Origin of the sequence: Pedobacter sp. Leaf250 (assembly GCF_920984735.1) — a bacterium.
Taxonomy (GTDB): Bacteria; Bacteroidota; Bacteroidia; order Sphingobacteriales; family Sphingobacteriaceae; genus Pedobacter.
Window position 1 is genome coordinate 112587 of the sequence record NZ_CAKLBU010000013.1, and the last position, 20877, is coordinate 133463.

Below are 20877 nucleotides of genomic sequence, written 5' to 3' on the forward strand. Positions count from 1 at the left end.
CGAAGTCTTTTAAAAATACTTCAACAAGCTCAGTGTGACAAGTTTCGAATACTATTTAAACATACCTTTTAGCTTTGCTAATTTCTCCTGCAAATCGCCATCGGCATCTTTTTTTTCTGGCTTGGGCTTAGAATTAGATTTTCCGGTTTGAGGTTTAAAATCTTGCTTTGATTTTTGCTCCTTCGGCTTCGGGCTTCGGTCTCCAGATTTCGGACTGTTTTCAGTTTTCATCGATAAGGAAATTCGCTTACGAGCTGCATCAACTTCCATTACCGTAACTTCTACTTTTTGATGTACTTTAACAACATCATTTGGATTTGCCACAAAACGGTTGGCCAATTGGCTGGTATGCACTAAGCCATCTTGATGAACACCGATATCAACAAAAGCGCCAAAATTGGTGATATTGGTTACAATGCCAGGTAGTTTCATGCCTATTTTTAAATCAGCAATTTCGTTTACACCATCCGTAAAGCTAAAGGCTTCAAAAGCTTCTCGCGGATCACGGCCTGGTTTGGCCAATTCTTTTAAAATATCATTTAAAGTAGGTAATCCAATTTCTTCAGTAACATATTGTTGTGGCTTAATCTGTTTTTGTAATTGGGTATCCTTCATTAATGCAGAAACAGTTGTGCCTAAATCTTTGGCCATTTTATCAACCAGGGAATAACGTTCGGGGTGTACGCCGCTGGTATCCAGAATATTATCAGCATTGCGAATGCGTAAAAAGCCTGCTGCTTGCTCATAAGCTTTATCGCCCAGGCGAGGGACTTTTTTTAAGCTTTCGCGATTTTTAAAGGCGCCGTGTGTATTTCTATATTCAACAATATTTTGCGCCAATGTTGGTCCTAAACCAGAAACATAAGCCAAAATTTGTTTCGATGCAGTATTCAGCTCTACACCAACAGCATTTACTGCACTGATTACAGTATCATCCAAACTGGCCTGCAATTTATTCTGATCGACATCGTGTTGGTATTGGCCGACACCGATAGATTTCGGATCGATTTTTACCAATTCAGCCAAAGGATCCATTAATCTACGACCGATGGAAACTGCACCACGAACAGTGATATCTTGTGTCGGAAATTCGGTTCTTGCTACTTCTGATGCCGAATAAATGGAGGCTCCACTTTCATTTACCATCACGATGGTAACATGCGGCAAATTTAAGTTTCGAATAAAAGATTCTGTTTCTCTGCCTGCAGTTCCATTACCAATTGCAATAGCTTCTATATGATGCTTTTCGCAAAGCTGTTGAATGGTAAATTCAGCATTTTTTACGTTTCCTTGTCCGGTATGTGGGTAAATAGCCGTGTTTTCCAATAATTGCCCTTGTTTATCCAGGCATACTACTTTACATCCAGTACGGAAACCAGGGTCGATGGCCAATACATTTTTTTGTCCCATTGGGGCAGCCAATAATAACTGACGAGCATTTTCTGCAAAAACACGGATGGCTTCTTCATCTGCTTTTTGCTTGGTTAACACCCGAAGTTCTGTTTCCATTGCAGGTTCTAGTAAACGTTTGTAACCATCTTCTAAAGCCTGCTGAACCTGTTTTGAAGCTCCATTGTTTCCTAAAACAAACTGATTTTCCAATAGCTCTATTGCTCCTTCTGCAGGTGGCAAAGCATCAAGTCTTAGAATCAACTCCTTCTCGCCACGGCGCATGGCCAAAACACGGTGTGATGCCGCTGTTTTTACAGGCTCATGCCAATCGAAATAGTCTTTATATTTAATTCCTTCTTCTTCTTTTCCTTTAATCACTTCAGCTTTAAAAGCTGCTTTATCGTGAAAATACAAACGCATTTTTGTGCGTGCTTCTGCATTTTCCGAGATCATTTCTGCCATGATGTCTCTGGCTCCAGCTAAAGCCTCTTCCAAAGAATTTACCCCTTTTTCTGCGTCGATAAATTTATCCGCTTCAGCCTCTAAATTGAAATTCTTTTGATCAAAAATCTGCAAGGCCAATGGCTCTAAACCCTTTTCTTTTGCTATTGATGCCCGGGTTTTCCGTTTTGGTTTGTAGGGCAGGTAAATATCTTCCAGAAGAGATATGGTTTCTGCTTCGTTGATTTTCTTTTCAAGTTCTGGTGTCAGCTTACCAAGTTCGGTCATCGATTTTAAAATCGCTTCGCGGCGTTTATCCAGATCACGCAACTGAATTACCTTATCGCGGATTGCCGCCACCTCAACCTCGTCTAAACTTCCGGTTAATTCTTTTCGGTAACGTGAAATAAAGGGCACTGTTGCACCTTCATCCAATAAATTTACAGTTGCTGTAACTTGTTTTTCTGCAATTTTTAATGCTGCAGCTATGATTTTATGGTGAGCTAACATATCAAGATTTTCAATTTTAAAGGGAGCAAAGCTAATCAGGATTTACGGAATTTAAGGGTTTTTAAAATCAAGTTTTCCACCGGAAAATGTGAGGAAATTTTATCGAATAAAATTGTACGTGAATATAATTTCGCAAGATCATAAAAATTTGAAAAGCAATATCAGCAGGCAAATTAATGTTCGTCTGGCTTTCCGCTAAATGCCCGATAAAGAATCGGGCGATACCGCTGCAATCCAGTTTAGGTGGATAGGTAAATGCAACTATCTGCAGTTGCAAAGCTTATCTAATTCTAACCCGTTCTGAAGATGGCATTCTGGCTTAAAACTTCATTACCATTGCGCTTTAGCCGATGGTAATCAAATAATAAAAATGGCCTGTTATAACAGGCCATTTCATTTAATACATTAAGAATATCGTTGGTTTTTTATGAAGATCAATTTCTTCTTTACGCCAGTTATACACGCTTTGAGTTTTTATAAATTCATCTTCAGCGGTGAGGTTGCTGGCCACACAAATTTGGGTGTTCGATTTACAGCTTTTCAGTACTTCTTCAAAAAGCTGGTTGTTGCGAAACGGTGTCTCAATAAAAATCTGCGTTTGTTTATATCGGCTTGCTGATAAATCTAAATCCTTAATACGTTTTGTACGTTGCTCCTTATCTATGGGTAAATATCCCCAAAAAGCAAAGCTTTGGCCGTTAAAACCCGAGGCCATCAATGCCAGTAAAATAGAGCTTGGCCCAACTAAAGGCACTACTTTTATTCCCCTTTTATGTGCTTCGGCAACAATATCTGCACCAGGGTCGGCAATGCCAGGGCAACCTGCTTCGCTCATTAAGCCAACATCTTTACCTGCCTGAAGCTCACTAAAAAACTGCCCTAAATCTGTACGATTATGTTTGCCGTAATCATGAACGATTAAATCTTTTTGTGGAGTTTTCAATCCTGCTTCCTTTAAAAAGCGGCGAGCTGTTTTGCTGTTTTCTACAATATAGGTGTCAATTTGATTAATAGTATCAACCAAATAAGGGGTAAATGTTTTATGTGCTACCTCTTCAGCTAGAGGAACAGGAATAAGATATAAAGTGCCGTTCTGCATGGTACAAAAATAGCTACAATAAACAGAATTTTAGTTTTAAAGTTTTGCGCTGTAGCAATATAATCTTTTTTGTAAACACAGGTGTAGCAAATTTTATTTCTAAATGACTTATTTTCTGCACAATTATAATGTACTTAAAACGTTAAATAATAGTTAAATATGCCTCCAAAAGCAATATTTGGCAGAAAACTAAAAAACTATGCAAGCATATTAAACCTTGTAAATTTTTGGTTCTCTAATTGATACACACACATTAGGTTATTAAAATAAACACACAAATGAAAACACTGAAATCTGCGGCAATTGTGCTGGGGCTTTTTACGCTCCTTGCCGGAACCACAACCCTAGTCAGGGCACAAGACTATCAAGACAATTACCAGGATGATGGTTACAGCACTGGAAATATTTCAATGCAAACCTTTTACGATGAACTTAGTCCGTATGGAACCTGGATTCAGGATGCGCAATATGGTTACGTTTGGCGTCCTGATGTAGACCAGAACGAATTCCGCCCATATTATACAAATGGCCGATGGGCAATGACTGAATATGGAAATACCTGGGTTTCTAATTACGATTGGGGATGGGCACCTTTCCACTATGGTAGATGGGTGATTAACAGTTACCGCCAATGGATTTGGTTGCCAGATACCAATTGGGGACCAGCTTGGGTAGATTGGAGAAGTGGAGATGGTTATTACGGTTGGGCACCAATGGCTCCAAGCATCAACATAAATTTAAGTTTCGGACGCCGTTATTCTGTTCCTGAATTTTGCTGGAATTTTATTCCACAAAGAAATATTTATATCAATACTTTCCCGAGATATGATTATGGAAGGAATAATGTTTACATCCGCAATACCACCATCATCAACAACACTTATGTGTATAACAGAAGAAGTTATTATGGTGGCCCAAGGATGGAAGATATCAGAAGAGCTACCAATCGTGATGTAACGGTTTATCGTTATGCGCAAAGCAATCGTCCGGGTGCAAGTAGGGTAGGTGGAAGAGAAGTTTCGATCTACAGACCAAGACCTGAACGCAATGCGGTTGATAATAGAAATGCAGCGCCAAGAAAATATGAACAAGGTAATGCAGGAATAAATAGAGGTGGAAGAAACGAAGGTTTTGCCAACCGCGACCAAAGAGGGGGAAATAATACCAACAATCGTGGAAACAATGATCAAAGGGGCAATAATGATAATCGTTTTGGTTCAAGAAATGATAATCGTACAGGCCAACCAAGTAGGGGTAACGATGCTAATGTAAGCAGAGATAATAATCAACCTAATAATAGAGGTGAAGCTTACGATAGAAATGCCAGCGGCAGAGTAAATCGTGGAAATACAAATGGAATTGAGCAAAGGGGCGATAATGGAAACGTAAACCGAGGTCAAGATCAGCAACGTTTAGATCAAATGCGTCAGCAACGTAGTCAACAAGATCGAATGAGTCAAGATCAGCAGCGTGCTCAACGCGAAGTGAGGGGAAATGACGATCGTTCGCAGCAAATGCAAAGACAGCGTACAGAACAAGCTGCTCAACAAAACGCTCAACGTAATGAGCAGATGCAGCAACAGCGTTCGCAACAGATGGAGCAGCAAAGAGCACAACGCGATCAACAAGCGCAGCAACAACGCAGTCAGCAGGCAGATCAACAACGTGCTCAACGTAATGAACAAATGCAACAGCAACGTTCGCAACAAATGGAGCAACAGAGAGCACAACGCGATCAGCAAATGCAACAACAACGTACTCAGCAGGCTGAACAGCAAAGAGCACAGCGTGATCAGCAGGCACAGCAACAACGCTCACAACAAGCTGAACAGCAAAGAGCGCAACGCGATCAACAAATGCAACAACGTCAAGAGCAAAGAAGAACTGAATCAGCGCCTCAACAACAAAGAGGTGGTGGCGAAAGAAGTGGCTCTGAAGGAGGAAGGCCATCGAGAGGTGGACGAGGATAGATGGATTGAAAGTCCCGATGAAAATCGGGGCTTTTTTTTTATGGGTAATTATTGCCCCGCTGCTTCATGTAAACGGCTCAAATCCTTTTCACGATAAGAGCTTTCGGCATTTGGATGAATATTTTCTGGGTCTAAAAGATAGGTTTCAATGCCGAGTTCCAGGCCGAATTTTATTTCAGATTCTGCATCATCGCCAATAATTAAAATATCATTTTTATTAAAATCGTATTTTTCAATCAGTTCTATAAAGGCTTGTTTCTTATTTGATACAGCAACATCAACCACACATACCTCTTCGAAATCATCAGCTATACCCAGCATCTTAACTTTCGATTTTTGTTGTTTAGGGAATCCTGCTGTAACAATAAATTTCCTTCCTTTTAGTGCCTTAATATAATGATAATCATCGCTGGGTATTAAAGGTTTTACCACTTCTCTGTTGGCCAAAAAATCAACGGTTTTATCCATTACTGCTTTAGAAAAGTTATATTTCTCTGCAACTTTTAAAAATGGAGTTCTCAGCATTTCTTCTTTTGCTAATTGGTAATCATCATCAGCAATAGCTAAATTTTGTTTATCCAGAAGATCATATAAATCAGTCATTAAAATCATCTTGTTTGGTTTGGTAAAGTAGATGGTATTATCAAGATCAATAAAAAATATTTGCTTCATTATGGATTGGTTTTTGTAAGATGAAAAAAATTAAAACACCACAAGGTTAATTATGTTTAATTACTAAATAGCAAACATCATGAAAAAAGAGACAAAAATTATAGTAGGCGTATTGGCCGGAGCAGCATTAGGCGCAACCATAGCATTAGCATTATCATCAGATTCTACTAATGATTTAAAAGGTAAAGTATCAGATTTTTTTGCTGATTTGCTAGATGCATCAAAAGATAAATTAGCTGGTATAGCAGATAAGGCTTCTGGTTTAGCTGATAAAGCTGCGGGTGTTGCAGATAAAGTTAAAGATAAAATTGCCGAAGTAAACGCTTAAAGAATTGGAAATGCCGGAAATATCCGGCATTTTTATTTCAATATTCTAACCACACCTAAATGAAGATTGCCTTTCATGGTGCTGCCCGTACAGTTACAGGAAGTAAGCACCTCATTACTTTAACTAATAATACCCAAATATTATTGGATTGTGGACTTTTCCAGGGAATGGGCCACGTTACCGACAAGCTGAATGATTACTTTGGCTTCGATCCTAAAAAAATAACTTATCTTATTTTATCTCACGCTCACATCGATCATTGCGGATTACTCCCAAAATTGGTTGCCGATGGTTTTGAAGGAAAGATTTTTTGTACACCAGCAACGATGGACTTAGCCAGAATCCTCATGATGGATTCTGCAAAAATTCAAATGCAGGATGCTGAATATTTAAACCGACATTTAGGGGAAGGAGAAGAGATGGAAGAAGCGCTTTACACTGAAGAAGATGTAACCAAAACGCTTAGCCAAATGAAGATTGTGGAGTATGAGGAAGATTTCGAAATTGATGAAAACATTCGTTTAAAACTTACTGATGCCGGACACATTTTGGGTAGCGCCGCCGTACATTTAACCATTACTGAAGATGGTAAAACTCAAAGAATTACTTTCTCTGGAGATGTTGGCCGTTATGGCGATTTACTTTTAAAAAGCCCACAACAATTTGATCAGGCAGATTATATTTTAATGGAATCTACTTATGGAGATTCACTTCATAAAGATTTAGATCCTATCGAAGATATGCTTTTCGAAGTCATCAATCATACTTGTAAGGTTAAAAAAGGTAAAGTTATTATTCCTGCTTTTGCGGTGGGGCGTACGCAAGAACTGCTTTATGCATTAAATGGTTTGGAATTGAAAGGTAATTTACCTGATGTACCCTATTATATAGATAGTCCATTATCGTCAAAAGCTACAGAAATTTTAAGGAATCATCCTGAAGTTTACAATAATGGTGTAAAGCAGGTATTAAAGGTTGATCATGATATTTTCGGTTTTAAAGGGTTACGTTTTATCGAAAGTGTGGAAGAATCGAAGAAATTAAATGAAGATCCCCGACCATGTGTAATCATTTCCGCTTCAGGCATGGCCGATGCGGGACGAGTAAAACACCACATCAGAAATAACATTGGCAACCAGAAAAATACCATTTTAATGGTGGGTTACTGCGAGCCAAATTCGCTTGGCGGTCAGTTAATTGCCGGGAAAAAAGTAGTAGAGATTTTTAGAGATTCTTATGATGTTAAAGCTGAAATACAATCTATAAAATCGATGAGTGCACATGGTGACTATGAAGATTTACTGCAGTTTTTATCCTGCCAGGATTCTGCAAAAGTAAAGCAACTTTTCTTGGTTCATGGAGAGTACGAAGTGCAACAGAATTTTGCCACCCGCTTAAAAGATCATGGATTTAAGCATGTAGCCATTCCTGAATATCATCAGGAATTTGATCTCGATCCGGCCCAGCCCGAAGGAGATGGAGCCAAAATCGCATAGTATCTCTTTTTAACCTCAACTTTGAACTTTTAACCTACAACTTTCAATTATCTTTGCCCCATGGATGTTTTTGGTAAAGCGCTAACTGATATTTACGAAACTGGCGAGGCGGATATACTTTGGTTGCATAATTCTTATGGCGAAGCAGAAGAGATGCCATTAGAATTTTTCTTTCGTGATGATGAAGATATGCCGGTATTGGAACTTCAGGCATTAAAAATGTGCGAAGGAAGGGTTTTGGATATTGGTGCGGGTGTTGGCAGTCATGCTTTGCTTTTACAAGCTTTTAATATCGATGTTACCGCGATAGATGTTTCAGAAGCTGCGGTTAACATTATGAAAAATCGTGGAGTAAAAAAAGCATTGCTTCAGGATGTGTTTACCTATAACGAAAAATTTGATACCATTTTAATGTTGATGAATGGAATAGGCCTTACCGGAACATTGGCTGGCTTTAAAGATTTTCTCATCAAAATAAAAGATTTAGTTAACCCTGATGGACAAGTAATTTTCGATTCATCAGACATTTCATATCTGTATGAAGATATGCCAAAACCAAAAAATCAGTATTATGGAGAAGTTTCTTATCAGTATGAATATAAAGGTGAGAAAGGAAACTGGTTTAATTGGGTTTATGTGGATGAGGAAACGATAAAAACCATTGCAAGGGAAACAGGCTGGGATTGTGAAATGATATTTGATGATGGAGAAGACCAATATCTGGTAAAACTGACTTTAGCGGCTCATTAACTTACCAAGTTTAAAAAGCTGATTTGCTTAGGTGCAATTTTTGTAGTTTCAAGAATAAATTCCATTGTAACTTACGAAGTCTCGCTGCGTTTTAAACTGGCGAGACTTCGTAATTTGAAATTTAAAAGCTGAAAAATGTTTGTCTGCCACCAACTTTCTGACCAAAATTCTGGATGTTATAGGTTAATGTTAACATTCCGTATCTGCCCAAATTGTTTGTTTGGTAATCAATTACACTGTTTCCTGTAATTTCAACAGAGCGCCTCACATTACTCTGCAAAATATCATTTACCGCAAATTTCAATTGTAATCTGTCATTTTTCATAAATAGATAAGTTACCGCCGCATTCCATAGTTTAATGTTGTTATTATAACCTGCAATCTGTTGTGTATTAGCGGTTATTGCAAAATTGGTTTCGAATACCACTTTTTTAGGATACCTAATAATGAGTTCTGATGTGCTGTTTTGGGTATTGTAGCTCAAATCTGTATAAAAATCATCCTGATAACGGCTGCGGTTTAAACTAATGGAATAAGATTGGTTTAGCTCTACAACATCATTCAGGTTTAATTTTACACTACCATTCGGACCCACATAAAATACGTTTGCATCACTTCTGATATCATTAATAATTACTGGTGTATGATTGAAGTTGGCCCAAAAACCCAATCCAACTTTTAAAGTTGTTTTGTTAATTTTAAAATCCTTCGATCCGTTGGCTCCACCATTGAAACTATAAATTCCGCTTACGTTTATTGGCGTAACTGTTTGCACACCATTGCTAATACTCGTGGTATTTACGATGCCATTTTTTGTGAAGTTTCCATAACCGTATAAATTGTAATTGACTAAATTTTTAGGATCATATTTATACATATTTAAACTCAACCTTTGCGTTCTGGCGGGCAATAAATTAGGGTTTCCGTTTCTGATGTATAAGGCATTTGTATTATCGGCAACGGGTTGCAAATAATTTACATTGGGCTCTGTAAATCTGGCATCGTAATTCAGTCTGAAGATTTTATAAACCAATTGGAAAGTTGGCCAAATGAAATTATAACGTTGATCGATATTTGCGTTATTGCTAAAACGGTTATTGAGTAAAATATAATTGTGTACAATACCCGGCTGGATATTAAAATCCTTCGTTATTTTGTACCTAAGGCTTAAGTTTGCATTTGTTTTGAACCCATTTTGCTCTACCGTTTGGCTTAAACTCGGGATTGCAATATCATACAACTGATTGGCCGGATTTCTGTAAAAAGTGCTTAAAGCATTTTCGTTGTTCAAAATATTTCCACTCAAATCAATTTTAAAACTTAGCTTTTTACTAATCGGTTCACTATAATTGGTATAAATGAACGATCTAAAATTTTCGACCTGATTGTTCCTTAACTGATCTATTTCAGAAGTTGATGGCGTGATGAAAAAGTTGCTATTGCTACGGTTATAATTTAATGTTGGGTTTGGAGTGGTAGATATATCGAAACCTATATTAAATGATCGTCCAGCTTTTGCAAAATCTTTGCTTAAATCAGCCACAAGCTGATATTTGTTAGAAGATGAATTTCTGTTGTTTACATTTTGCAAATTATTAACCAACTGGCCTGCAGCATTCGTATTTGTTGAAAAATTAGTGCTAATGGAATTATTTGAATTTAAAACGATAAATGGCTCAATGGTTAATTGTGTGAGTGAATCGATTTGCCAGTCTAATTTACCAGCAATATTATGCTTTAGCGTTAAAGCGTTTGTATTTTCATTCGCATTGGTAATCAATCGATCGTTGCCCAAAGTTTGGTTGGTATTGGTTAATCGCTCCAGTAAATTATCGTTACGACCGAAAAAATATTGTGTATTAAGTTTTATACCTTTCTTGGTTAGGGTATTAAAATTAAAACCGCCGCCCGATGAAGTTTGTACGCCACTAAAACTTCCTCCAAAACTAATTCCGTTAAACTCGAAATAACCACCCGAGCTCATCATCATGGAATTTACTCCACTGCGGTTAAAACCACCAATGCGTTGCACATCATTCGGATTAAATCCTGGTTGGTTGATGTTGTTGCCATAAGCTAAAATGCTTACCTGTGTAGTGTCGCGGAAAAAGTTCATTAATCCGCCAGCCTGATAAAGCTCTTTAACACCTCCACCAGCGTACAGTTTTCCAAAAGCCCCCTTTTTAATTGCTTTTTTTAACTTCAGGTTGATGATTTGAGGTATTTCTGCCGCAGTTAAATCCGGATCTCTTCTTTTCGCTTGTTTATCATCTACTACCTGAACCTTATCTATGATATTTGCAGGTAGGTTTTTTGTTGCGATTTGCTGGTCGCCACCAAAAAATTCCTTTCCATCAACAAGAATTTTGCTAACCGCTTTGCCATTTACCATAATAGAACCGTCTTCGGCAATTTGCACCCCTGGAAGCTTTTTCAACAAGTCTTCAACCACTGCTGATGGAAGTGTTTTAAAGGATTCTGCATTAAATTCGATGGTATCCTTTCGCACAATAACTGGCGGTCTTTCGGCTACAATGTTTACTTCGTTTAAATCGTTCGATTTAGTAGAGAGGTACAGTGTTCCTAAATTTATAGCGGGATTCTCCGCTGTAACCAAAACTTCTGTGCGGTAGGTGCCGTATTGCCAGGCAGAAATTACTAATCGGTATTTAATCCCGGTTTGAAGGTTATTAATTTTAAAAGTCCCTTTATCATCCGAGAGTTTGTAGGTGGTTAATACGCTATCGCCAGTTTTGTAAACCGAAACAGTAGCATAATTTAAAGTGGTTTTGTGGTTTGCACTGTCGGCCAAAATTCCAGTGATGCTACCGTTCTTCTGGGCGAAGAGATTTAAAAAGAATAGGCAAAACAAAATTGAGAGTAAAAGCTGCTTCATATAAAATAAATAAAGGATGTTTGGCTAAATTAATGTTGAAGTTTAAATGGTTTTAAAAAATGTGACGAATCCCATTTGATATGTGATGAATTTAAATTCTCCATTCATTTGACACCAAAGAATAGATAATGTTGCATTATTTAAATTTCAACTAAATCTTTAGGTAAAGATGATTTTATATTTGGTTAATTACAAATGCAATCAAAAAAATTACAAAACAAAAAATCCTCAAAGACCAAACTTTGAGGATTTAAACTAGTGGATGAATTTATTTTAAATCGTTATAGTTGATGATTTTAACCTCAGAATTTTTCGCTAAAATTTCTTCCATCCAAACCCGGTGTGCGGCTCCTACACCAACAACTACTCGTTTGGCGTTTTTAGCTTTAGCCTGTTCTATAATATTTTTGCACATGCCTTCGTTTCTGTTTACCCATTGAGCCACCATGTCTTTTAAATTTTCGGTTGGGAAACCAGCGTAGCCATAAAATTTACGACCGCCATAAAAATTCCAGGCTTCAATCAATTCTCCATATTTTTCAGTAGCCATTCCTGCATATTCATCAGCCGAAAATTTCTTTTCCTCCTCATTGCTGTAAACCCAATATTTATCTATTGCGCTCATGGTTTTACCTTCTGGCGATAACGAATCTGCTTTGGCTTTTTGTGCCAATACCTTATAGGCAGAATCCATTTTGCCCCAAGCCTGGCCCCAAGCTTTATCATAAGTTTGGCAATCCATATTATAGATTTGATTCTGGCCAAGTTGATAGATCAACGGAAAATATATTTTGTTGTATTCACTTCCTGGCCTGATGATCCCAAGTTTTTTTAGCGAATCAAGGCTGCCAAACATTTCTGAATACTCTTTTTCTTCTCCCTTCCCAAACCTAGATTTCATATGGTTTTCCAAGACAAACATTTGATAGTCGAAATTCCCCCTGTCCCATGTTTTGGCGTATTCAACTGCCAAATTCATTCTGGTTTTATGGTAGTATGGATAGGATGCCAATGCCTTCTGATTTTTCTTAATCAAAGTGGTATTGTTTTTTGCTGTTTCAGGATTTAATCTATTGATGTAGTTAACCTTATTTCTAAATGCTTTTTTAGCCCAATGATCATTTTCCAATTTCGCATAATCTTCGGCAGGTAAGTATTCGCCAAAAACCATATCGGGTTTAAAGTTTTTAAGTTTATCAATAATCGCCTGGAAGTTTTGAGTTGATTTAGAATTATCGTGACTTGATGCCACAATTACAATTTCTATTTGATTTTGGGCATTACTCTTAATAGATACACCGATTAAAAGTAGTAATGCAAGGCTAAAGTTAAAGATGATTTTCATAATGAATCTTGTTTTGATTTGTTGATTCAAATATGAGCAGAAGCGCTGTGATGGTATATTTAATTATCCCAATGGCTTAGAATATTATCCAAATGGTTTATGGTGTGAATTATGATGTTCGTCAGCCAAATTTAGGAGTTGAGATAATGCTGGAATAGTTTCATCCCTAAATGAAGATTAATTCATTAACTTTTTATTGAAATCTACGATCAACTTAAAAAGATCATTGTATTCATTAAGTGGTAAAGTTTCTGGTTTATCAAAAACATCATGATAAGCCGATGGACCACCTTGAGTATAAATAAAAAATGCAGGAACACCTTTTTCGGTAAAGAAATAGTGATCACTGTTTGCTGCTTTTCCTCGGGAATTTATTTTGGAGATGTATTTATGCTCAGTGTTGATTTCCTTAAGAACCGAAAATGCCTTTGGGTAAACGGAAGCATTTACAATCGTCACGCCTGCTTCGCCTGTTCCTACCAAATCCAAATTGATTAAGAATTTAATGTTTTTCAATGGAAAGAGCGGATTTTCGGTGTAAAACCTCGAACCCAATAAACCAGCTTCTTCGCCTGCAAAGCAAATAAATCCGATGGAATATGGTTGAGGATTTGCCGCATAGTATTTGGCCAAACTCAATAATGTTGCCACACCGGCAGCATTATCATTGGCGCCAGGAAAGTAGGTGTCTTTTCCCATACCGCCCAAATGATCGTAGTGTGCAGTGATGATTAAAACAGAATCTGGATATTTTGTACCCCTGACCAAACCGCAAATATTTGACGCTTTAAAATCGGGAATAAACTTATTTTCAATGTCGACATTTATCTGCTTTGGAATAGTTGCCAAAGATTTTTTATTGATTTGGATTTGTGTAACCTGACCGACCTCTGTAGCAACCGACCATGTTAATTTATCTTTTAATGCAACCTGTAGCGTTGGACTTGCCTGAAAATTTAAGCTATCGGCTTGCTTTAAGTCTGCTTTCAATTTAACCGTCGGACTTTCGTTATTGATGATGAAATCTTGGCCGGGAATTAACTTTTGGCCATTAATTTCTACCATCATTGTGCCAGGGAAGGTGTTAACTGGAAAGTTAAAAATCTGTTTGTAGCTGGTTCCCAGCGGAATTAAGCCCAGCTTTTTATATTCTGCGGCTATGAAATCTGCAGCTTTTGCCATTCCATCTTTTGTGTAACCACGGCCCCAAAATTCTTTTGCAGTAAGTTTATTTACCATTTTTCTGGTGTAAACAGAATCTTGAGCGGAGACGCTAAGAGTTGAAAACAGGATGATAATGCAAATGTATTTTTTCACTTTGATACAATTTGGTTGTGGCTACGGTTCTGCTAATGTGTTGCGAGTTAAAATTAGGCAAAAAAAATGGTTGGCTGCAAAAGCAACCAACCAAGGTTTAGTATGTATGGCTCCTGGCCACAAAGATAAATGATTGATAATTAATTGCGCATGAATCAGTTCATAGTATAACAATTACTTCACCAAATATGGTTGTAAAGCAGTTTTAATTTTTTCTTTATTTTGGTTGGCTGTCCACTTTTCTTTGATCGATTGATCGCCTAAACTGAATAATGTTTCATATAGCAATTTACCATTTACGTTGGTTTGAACTTTGAAATTAGTATTAGAAGTTTTGGCTAAATCGGCCCAAACATCACGTACATCTGCCCAATATGTTTTTTGGCTGTCCCACCATTTTTGCGCATAAGCAAACTTTGCAGCATCAATTTTGGTAAATTCTTCGTAACCTTTCTCTACTGCGATCAATTTATCTCCTTGAGGTGTGCGAACCACTTTTTTGTTATCCTGCTCAAACATCCAACCATCTTTTGTAATGGTAATTCGGCTTCCGCGATTTAATACGTTATAATCTTTACGAACTGTAGATTCTCTTCTTGGTAGGGGAGAATCGGTTTCGCTTTGCCATGCATCGCGACCGCCAACGTGGCTCCAGGTTCCATACCCCTGGTAACGAGGACTATCATCAACCTGATAAACTTTTTGTGTCCATTTGCCTTTAACATCTGCAGGGTTTAGGGTAACCTTTTTCCAGGCATTATCTTGAGTATAAAGCATAATTTCTGGATCTTCATAAGTCCAGTCTTGACGCCAATGCTTAATTACAGTAGAATCATTAATTGCCAGCATGTGCTGGATTACAATTCTTTTTGGTTCATCGATAATTACTTCTGCCCACTCGTTGCCATGGCTTCTGTAAGGTTTGCTAAAAGTGTAGTTCGGATCGGGTGAGGTAACTTCGCCATAGTTAAAGTTTACTTTATAAAATCCAGCCAATGATTTTATAGCTTTTCTATCTTGCTCGAGTTTATCTTGAGCTTGGGCACCTACAGTTAAAAAGACTGTAAAGACTAAAATTAGGTTTAAAATTTTCATTGTATAATTTATTGTGGTTTTATTTTATTGGGTTGTTGCCGCTGGTTTTTTCTTTTTTTTATTCCGTCCAATCCAGATTAATACACCTGTAACTGGCATACTAGCTGCAATTAAACTAGCCAAAAAAGCAATGATTTTTCCGGGTAGGCCAGCAATTGCACCAACATGGATATCATAATTCATGCGCATTATTTTATCGGCAACTGATGCATTTTTCAACTTACCGAAAACATGTTTTACTTCAATCTCTTTCAATGTATGTTGATCATAATACCTGTAATCAGCTTTCCAATAGGTATCACTATCTGGATTTTTGGCTACTTCTATAGATGCTTTTTCGTTTTCAGGAATATGTACATCCAAACTGCCATTAAATTTTGGATCAGCATCGATATAAGATTTCCAGATTTGATCGGCAGCAGAAGCATTTAATTTTAGCTTAGTATTTCTAGTTGTATCTGAATAGGTTTCTTCGAATTGATTGAGTGTTTTGCCTCCAGAACTCACAAAGTACACTGATTTAGCAAACCATTGGAAACCCATCACCATACCAGATAAGGCGATGAAAATAATAATCCAAGTGATGTAGAAACCCAACACATTGTGAAAATCGTAGTTTACCCTTCGCCATTTTGCATTCCATTTTATGGTGAAACGTTGTTTGGATGCGGCTTTGTTTTTTGGCCACCACAAAATCAATCCCGAAAACAGCAAAATTACAAATAAGAGCGTAGCCGTAGTAAGTATAGGTTGGCCAATTTCTGGTGGTAGCCACAAATAATAATGCCCCATAATCACGATCCTAAAGAAATCGTCGTTCATGTTTTTGACTTTGATAACCTCACCCGTGTATTGATTTACGAATACGATATAATAATATTCTGGGTCGAAATTGTAGTAAACCACTTGCGTTGCCTTGCCTGGTTGATAGGTAACACTGTGGGCATGTTTATTTGGTAAGGCTTTATCCGCTATTTGTTTTAATTGCGATGGCGGTAATAATGGCTGGCTTTGTACTGCTAATTTTCGGTAAGGTTGACTGAAATATTCGATTTCTTTTTCAAAGGCTAAAATACAACCCGTTATCCCCAAGAAACACACAAACAGCCCGGAAATTAATCCGAGCCATAAGTGTATTCTTCCCATCCAATATTTAAAGGTTTTATTTTTTTTCTTGTCAGACATGAACGCTGATTAAAATTTATAAGCTACACTAACTCTAAAGTTTCTTGGCGCTTCTGCTTGCCAGGAATAGACCGCTTGATTATAATCTGGAGCATTCCAGTAGCCAGTATAGTACGAACCACTGTATAAATATTTATCCAGAATATTAAAAACATTAGCGTTGATTTTCAATTTCCTGTTTCCCCAAAATAAACCTCCATCTAATTTAAAATAATCAGGTAAATTTTGTTCAGGGTTGGTTGGGCTGAAATTGGCTGTAGCACGATCGGCCAGGTAAGTGAAGCCTCCTGAAATTCCGAAGCCTTTTAGTGCACCATTTTGCAAAGTGTAGGTTAGCCAGGCATTAGCTGTATGTTTAGCAAAGCCAGGGACTACCTGCCCCACAAAAAGAATATCAGTTACCGCACCATCGGCTACCTCCGTAACTTTACCATCGGTATAGGCATAATTTGCAATCAGGTTTAATCCTTTAGTTAATTCTCCACGAATATCAAATTCTATACCTTGGGCTTGTTTTTCCCCTACTACGATGCTAAAGTTTTCGCCTGCCTGGTTAAATGGATCGGCAGCAAGTTCATTTTGTTTGGTAATTCTATAGGCAGATAAAGTGGTATTCCATCGACCGTTAAACCAATCTTTCTTAATTCCGATTTCTTTATTATTGCCTGTAATTGGTTTCGGTGTAGATGCATCACGCAATAACCCAGATTGCGGAGTAAAAGCCTCGTCGTAAACGGCATAAACTGATGTGTTTTTATCAACCGAAACACTTAAGCCAACTCTTGGCGTTACATGTTTGGCTTTATCTGGCGCACCACCCCAGGCCGATTGGCTAACATATGTATATCGGCCAGCCAAGGTTAAACGAATTCTGTTTTCCCAAAAACCCAATTCATCCTGAAGGTAACCGCTTAAATACTTTTGATCCATTAAACCGCCTGCAGCAAACGCTCTTGCTGATAAGCTTGCCGAGCGATCGAAATTTGGATAACCATTTGATGGAAAGCCATAGTTCGGATTGGCTAGGTTAAATGGCGATGATGCTGCATCTAAATCGTGAGATTGACCCCAATCTGCCATGTAATCTTTCATGCCGCCATCAAAACCTGCTAAAATACGATGTACAATTCCACCGGTTTTTACAGTTCCGTTCACAAATACCTGTGCCAGTTTCATCGAACTTTCTGCATCCCAAATCCCAATATTTCTAATCAATGTTCCATTTGGGTAAACAGCTGATGGCCATGAACTCGAACCAATTTGTAAATATTTATAATAAGCAGCCTGTGCTGTTAATTTCCAGTTCTGACCAAGTTGTTGTTGCAAATTTAAGGTTAAGCTATGGTCGTTAATACGGGTGGGTTGTACGCCAGGTTGCGTTAATGTGAAATCTCTCGGCAGGGTTGCATAACCTGTAGTGCTAAACAAATAGTAAGAACCTACCTCGGTCATTTTTGCATTTTGTAAGGTGTATTCTGCAGTTAGTTTGGTGCTGGGAGTAATCTGATAACTCAAAACCGGAGCAAAACTAAATCGATTGTTTTCTTCATAAGGTCTGAAAGATCCTTTGCTTTGCGCAGCTGCATTTAGCCTAAATAAGAATTTACCATCCGATGTTAGTTTATGGTCTAAATCTACAGTCGTTCTAAATAAATCGTAACTGCCTGCGGTAAATGAAACTTCTCCCTGGTTTAAGCCTGTTGGCTTTTTGGTTACCACGTTATATAAACCACTTGGATCGCCATTGCCCAACATAAAACCTGCCGGACCTTTAACAAACTCGATATGATCTACAAAACTCATATCTTCTGTTAATGGACCCCAATATGAAGACACGATATTAAAACCATTACGCATGGCCTGAATTTGAGATCCACGCATGGTGATGTTGGTATACAAATCTCCCCAATGCTCCAAACGAACAGCACCACTTACATTTCTTAATACACCATCGCTCATGCTAATCAACTGTTGATCTTTAATCGCCTGGCTACTTACAACCTGAATATTTTGAGGTGCTTCCAGTAAAGGTTCGTTTAGTCTTAAAGTAGCCGATGGTAAACTGATTTTATATTTTTCATTTATTCCGGCAATCGTAACTTCTTCTAAAGCCTGATCATTTTCTACTAAAACAAAATTTACTATCCTGTTTTCACCAGCAACTAAAGTAATTGTCTGCTCTGAAGGATTTATTCCAACAGCTGAGGCTTTGATGATATAGGTGCCAGGTTTTACACGGTTAATGGTGTATTTTCCATCTTCATCAGTTGTTGTTCCCTGACCTTTACCTTTAAGTCTGACTGATATATAGGCAGCTGATTTGCCATTTGATGTTGTTACAACTCCTTTAATGGTACTTAATTGCTGTGCAAAGGATACTAAGCTAATAAATGTGAATAGAAACGTTAAACAATAGGGTTTGATTTTGTGCATGTTAAATTTATTTGGATTAATTCTAAACAGCCGCAAAATAACGGTACAAATTTTTATTATCCAAATTATTTTGAACAATTCTAAATAAGAGTAAAAGATTTAACATTTAACCAGATGTAATCCAAAGATTAATTATGATGGTTATAGAAGCAAAAAAAAGGATTGCCAATAATTCGACAACCCTTCGAACGGTTATTTTTTGGGGTAAAATTTTTATTTAACCATAAGTACGATTAAGTTAAGCGGTCGCTCTGTATCATTGGTTGGATTTATTAAACCACCGCAGATAATATCGTAATGATATCCGGCAACTAACGTAGTGCTTTCTGAACTAACTTTTGTAATACCGCTAGTGGTCTCCTTTGCTTCGAACGTAAGTGTTCCGGGCGATATTGCTATAAATCCACTCGATGTTTTATAAGTCTTATTGCTGATTAATAATGTAGTTTCGCCTGTTTTGAATAGATCAAGCGCTGGTGCATCGGGCGATAAATTAATTAAACGAACGTAAGCTTTATCTACAGCGGGTAAACTCAAATCATCAGTAACAAGTAAGCCATCTAATAAACCAGGTTTGTTAATTAAATAAAAGCTGTTGTACGTACTTGGGTTTAAAGTAAAACTTTTGGTCAGTAAACTTTCAGCATTGTTTTCTGAAGTAAATTTAACGGTGCTTACACCAGCTGAAACCGTTCCAAAAGCGGTTGATCCGCCATAAGGTAAGGCCGCCGAACTTACTGATGTGCTATTTAAAAAAGGATAGTAGGTAGCCAGAGTTGGTGCTGCATTAATAACCCTGATATAACTTAGAGAGCTGTCGGTTTCCTCTTTTTTACAAGCACCTAATAATGTTAAAATCAATAGAAAAATGGCAGGGGCAAAGACTAGTGTTTTCAATTTGGATAGGGAAAAATTTTTCATCAATTTTTAGTTTTTTTTAATGTTTAACGGATACTATTTAAACGGCATCGAAAATGAATTCGCTACAACTATGCAAATATTGGGAATGAGCATTTGATGGGTTGTTAAATCGTGTTAATGCTTGTTAAACTTTAATTGTCGATTTTAACAATGTTAATTTTAGTAAAAAATCTTATTTGAGAATGATGCTTGGTAAAACAAAAAAAGGAGGTAGCTGTTCATCTAAAGTTTACCTAACCATTTAGTAATCTTAACATTAAATACTCATTGCATTTATAATTTCGATCAACCATCAAATCCTAAAAAAAATGATAAAAAAAATCTCAAAATTAGCCTTAATCTCGTTAGGCGTAATTTCGCTATCATCTTGTGGCAATTCTTCAAAAGATAAATCTGACGATGCAGATACTACCATCACAAAAAGTGAAACCATCATTAAGCATGGCGCAAAAGCTGAAAACGGGCCCGAAACTTTTAATTATACCGTTTCTCCAGATACTGCAGTTTTAGGGAAAGCAAAAGAAGCCCTTGTAAAAGTGGTAGAGGCTACTTCGGTAAAATTGCAGGACGCAGAAGGGAAATCGACTGGTTCAGAACTAACGGTAAAACTTTTGATTACAAACAAAAGCACTTTGGATGCAAAAAAATACTTTTCGGTATCTGCATCTGATGCAAGGTTGCAACTTGATAATGGTATATCAGTTCCTGGAACTAAAGAAAATGGAAGTGCAGAACCAGAACCTGAAGCATCAACAGAAGCACTTTGGAAATTTCAAATTCCAGCAGATGCTAATCCTTCAAAACTTAACTTTTTCCTGGATGGAACAAGAGTTTCTGTAGGAATTATGAAAGAATAAAATGTAAAATCCCGAGCAATCGGGATTTTTTGTTTCTTTAAAGTTGTATAAAAATGTAAAAAAGTTAAAAAATATTGTGTAACTCAATTTTTATTTAAACCTTTGCACCTCAATAGAGTTAAAGCCGTTATAATACGCAAGAGATGATTAAAAATTTTTTACATAAACTT

The 20877-nt window shown here is 37.3% G+C and carries 15 protein-coding genes; 5 read left to right on the forward strand and 10 right to left on the reverse strand.

The window, feature by feature from the left end:
* Window positions 1-51 precede the first annotated feature (51 nt).
* Entirely contained in the window at window positions 52-2343 is a 2292-nt protein-coding gene (locus tag LUA91_RS13280; RefSeq protein WP_231426536.1) for a Tex family protein, read from the reverse strand.
* Window positions 2344-2740: 397 nt separating this feature from the next.
* The gene (locus LUA91_RS13285) at window positions 2741-3442 is read right to left on the reverse strand and encodes an SAM-dependent methyltransferase (protein ID WP_231426537.1); all 702 of its coding nucleotides are present in this window, start codon (window positions 3440-3442) and stop codon (window positions 2741-2743) included.
* 278 nt (window positions 3443-3720) lie between these two features.
* On the opposite strand from LUA91_RS13285, the gene LUA91_RS13290 reads away from it, so the two are divergent.
* A complete protein-coding gene (locus LUA91_RS13290) occupies window positions 3721-5412 on the forward strand; it encodes a DUF6600 domain-containing protein (protein WP_231426538.1) in 1692 nt (563 codons plus the stop codon).
* A gap of 48 nt (window positions 5413-5460) precedes the next feature.
* Here LUA91_RS13290 and LUA91_RS13295 read toward each other — a convergent pair whose 3' ends face one another.
* Entirely contained in the window at window positions 5461-6084 is a 624-nt protein-coding gene (locus LUA91_RS13295; protein WP_231426539.1) for an HAD family hydrolase, read from the reverse strand.
* A gap of 79 nt (window positions 6085-6163) precedes the next feature.
* Between LUA91_RS13295 and LUA91_RS13300 the strand changes: the two genes are divergently transcribed.
* From LUA91_RS13300 to LUA91_RS13310, 3 genes are read left to right on the forward strand one after another with little or no spacing between them, the layout of a single operon-like run.
* On the forward strand, window positions 6164-6412 hold the full coding sequence (locus LUA91_RS13300; protein ID WP_231426540.1) for a YtxH domain-containing protein: 249 nt from the start codon (window positions 6164-6166) through the stop codon (window positions 6410-6412).
* Window positions 6413-6471: 59 nt separating this feature from the next.
* Window positions 6472-7908, forward strand: a complete 1437-nt coding sequence (locus tag LUA91_RS13305) for an MBL fold metallo-hydrolase RNA specificity domain-containing protein (protein ID WP_231426541.1) — start codon at window positions 6472-6474, stop codon at window positions 7906-7908.
* 60 nt (window positions 7909-7968) lie between these two features.
* Window positions 7969-8658: a bifunctional 2-polyprenyl-6-hydroxyphenol methylase/3-demethylubiquinol 3-O-methyltransferase UbiG gene (locus tag LUA91_RS13310; RefSeq protein ID WP_231426542.1), complete on the forward strand. Its 690-nt coding sequence runs from the start codon at window positions 7969-7971 to the stop codon at window positions 8656-8658.
* Window positions 8659-8779: 121 nt separating this feature from the next.
* Here the strand turns inward: LUA91_RS13310 and LUA91_RS13315 are convergent, their stop codons facing one another.
* The 7 genes from LUA91_RS13315 to LUA91_RS13345 all read right to left on the reverse strand — a co-directional run bounded on the left by LUA91_RS13315 (window position 8780) and on the right by LUA91_RS13345 (window position 19850).
* Complete coding sequence (locus LUA91_RS13315) at window positions 8780-11554, reverse strand: outer membrane beta-barrel protein (RefSeq protein ID WP_231426543.1); 2775 nt, start codon at window positions 11552-11554, stop codon at window positions 8780-8782.
* Between the two features lie 268 nt (window positions 11555-11822).
* Window positions 11823-12899, reverse strand: coding sequence for a DUF5694 domain-containing protein (locus tag LUA91_RS13320; RefSeq protein ID WP_231426544.1), 1077 nt, complete (start codon window positions 12897-12899; stop codon window positions 11823-11825).
* 177 nt (window positions 12900-13076) lie between these two features.
* A complete protein-coding gene (locus tag LUA91_RS13325) occupies window positions 13077-14216 on the reverse strand; it encodes a M28 family metallopeptidase (protein WP_231426545.1) in 1140 nt (379 codons plus the stop codon).
* A 174-nt stretch (window positions 14217-14390) separates the two neighbouring features.
* Window positions 14391-15311 carry a DUF6607 family protein gene (locus LUA91_RS13330; protein WP_231426546.1) on the reverse strand — a complete coding sequence of 307 codons (921 nt, stop codon included), beginning with the start codon at window positions 15309-15311 and terminating at the stop codon, window positions 14391-14393.
* A 24-nt stretch (window positions 15312-15335) separates the two neighbouring features.
* Window positions 15336-16496, reverse strand: a complete 1161-nt coding sequence (locus LUA91_RS13335) for a PepSY domain-containing protein (protein ID WP_231426547.1) — start codon at window positions 16494-16496, stop codon at window positions 15336-15338.
* A 9-nt stretch (window positions 16497-16505) separates the two neighbouring features.
* Window positions 16506-18929: a TonB-dependent receptor gene (locus tag LUA91_RS13340; protein WP_231426548.1), complete on the reverse strand. Its 2424-nt coding sequence runs from the start codon at window positions 18927-18929 to the stop codon at window positions 16506-16508.
* Between the two features lie 213 nt (window positions 18930-19142).
* A complete protein-coding gene (locus LUA91_RS13345; RefSeq protein ID WP_231426549.1) occupies window positions 19143-19850 on the reverse strand; it encodes a DUF4397 domain-containing protein in 708 nt (235 codons plus the stop codon).
* 308 nt (window positions 19851-20158) lie between these two features.
* Here LUA91_RS13345 and LUA91_RS13350 point away from each other — a divergent pair, with 308 nt between their 5' ends.
* The gene (locus LUA91_RS13350; protein ID WP_231426550.1) at window positions 20159-20707 is read left to right on the forward strand and encodes a hypothetical protein; all 549 of its coding nucleotides are present in this window, start codon (window positions 20159-20161) and stop codon (window positions 20705-20707) included.
* The last annotated feature ends 170 nt before the right edge of the window (window positions 20708-20877 follow it).

What these genes read in the sequence shown, in the direction of transcription:
- LUA91_RS13280 (WP_231426536.1), bottom strand. Translation starts at nt 2,343, where the DNA reads ATGTTAGCTCACCATAAAATCATAGCTGCAGCATTAAAAATTGCAGAA.
- LUA91_RS13285 (WP_231426537.1), bottom strand. Translation starts at nt 3,442, where the DNA reads ATGCAGAACGGCACTTTATATCTTATTCCTGTTCCTCTAGCTGAAGAG.
- LUA91_RS13290 (WP_231426538.1), top strand. Translation starts at nt 3,721, where the DNA reads ATGAAAACACTGAAATCTGCGGCAATTGTGCTGGGGCTTTTTACGCTC.
- LUA91_RS13295 (WP_231426539.1), bottom strand. Translation starts at nt 6,084, where the DNA reads ATGAAGCAAATATTTTTTATTGATCTTGATAATACCATCTACTTTACC.
- LUA91_RS13300 (WP_231426540.1), top strand. Translation starts at nt 6,164, where the DNA reads ATGAAAAAAGAGACAAAAATTATAGTAGGCGTATTGGCCGGAGCAGCA.
- LUA91_RS13305 (WP_231426541.1), top strand. Translation starts at nt 6,472, where the DNA reads ATGAAGATTGCCTTTCATGGTGCTGCCCGTACAGTTACAGGAAGTAAG.
- LUA91_RS13310 (WP_231426542.1), top strand. Translation starts at nt 7,969, where the DNA reads ATGGATGTTTTTGGTAAAGCGCTAACTGATATTTACGAAACTGGCGAG.
- LUA91_RS13315 (WP_231426543.1), bottom strand. Translation starts at nt 11,554, where the DNA reads ATGAAGCAGCTTTTACTCTCAATTTTGTTTTGCCTATTCTTTTTAAAT.
- LUA91_RS13320 (WP_231426544.1), bottom strand. Translation starts at nt 12,899, where the DNA reads ATGAAAATCATCTTTAACTTTAGCCTTGCATTACTACTTTTAATCGGT.
- LUA91_RS13330 (WP_231426546.1), bottom strand. Translation starts at nt 15,311, where the DNA reads ATGAAAATTTTAAACCTAATTTTAGTCTTTACAGTCTTTTTAACTGTA.
- LUA91_RS13335 (WP_231426547.1), bottom strand. Translation starts at nt 16,496, where the DNA reads ATGTCTGACAAGAAAAAAAATAAAACCTTTAAATATTGGATGGGAAGA.
- LUA91_RS13340 (WP_231426548.1), bottom strand. Translation starts at nt 18,929, where the DNA reads ATGCACAAAATCAAACCCTATTGTTTAACGTTTCTATTCACATTTATT.
- LUA91_RS13345 (WP_231426549.1), bottom strand. Translation starts at nt 19,850, where the DNA reads ATGAAAAATTTTTCCCTATCCAAATTGAAAACACTAGTCTTTGCCCCT.
- LUA91_RS13350 (WP_231426550.1), top strand. Translation starts at nt 20,159, where the DNA reads ATGATAAAAAAAATCTCAAAATTAGCCTTAATCTCGTTAGGCGTAATT.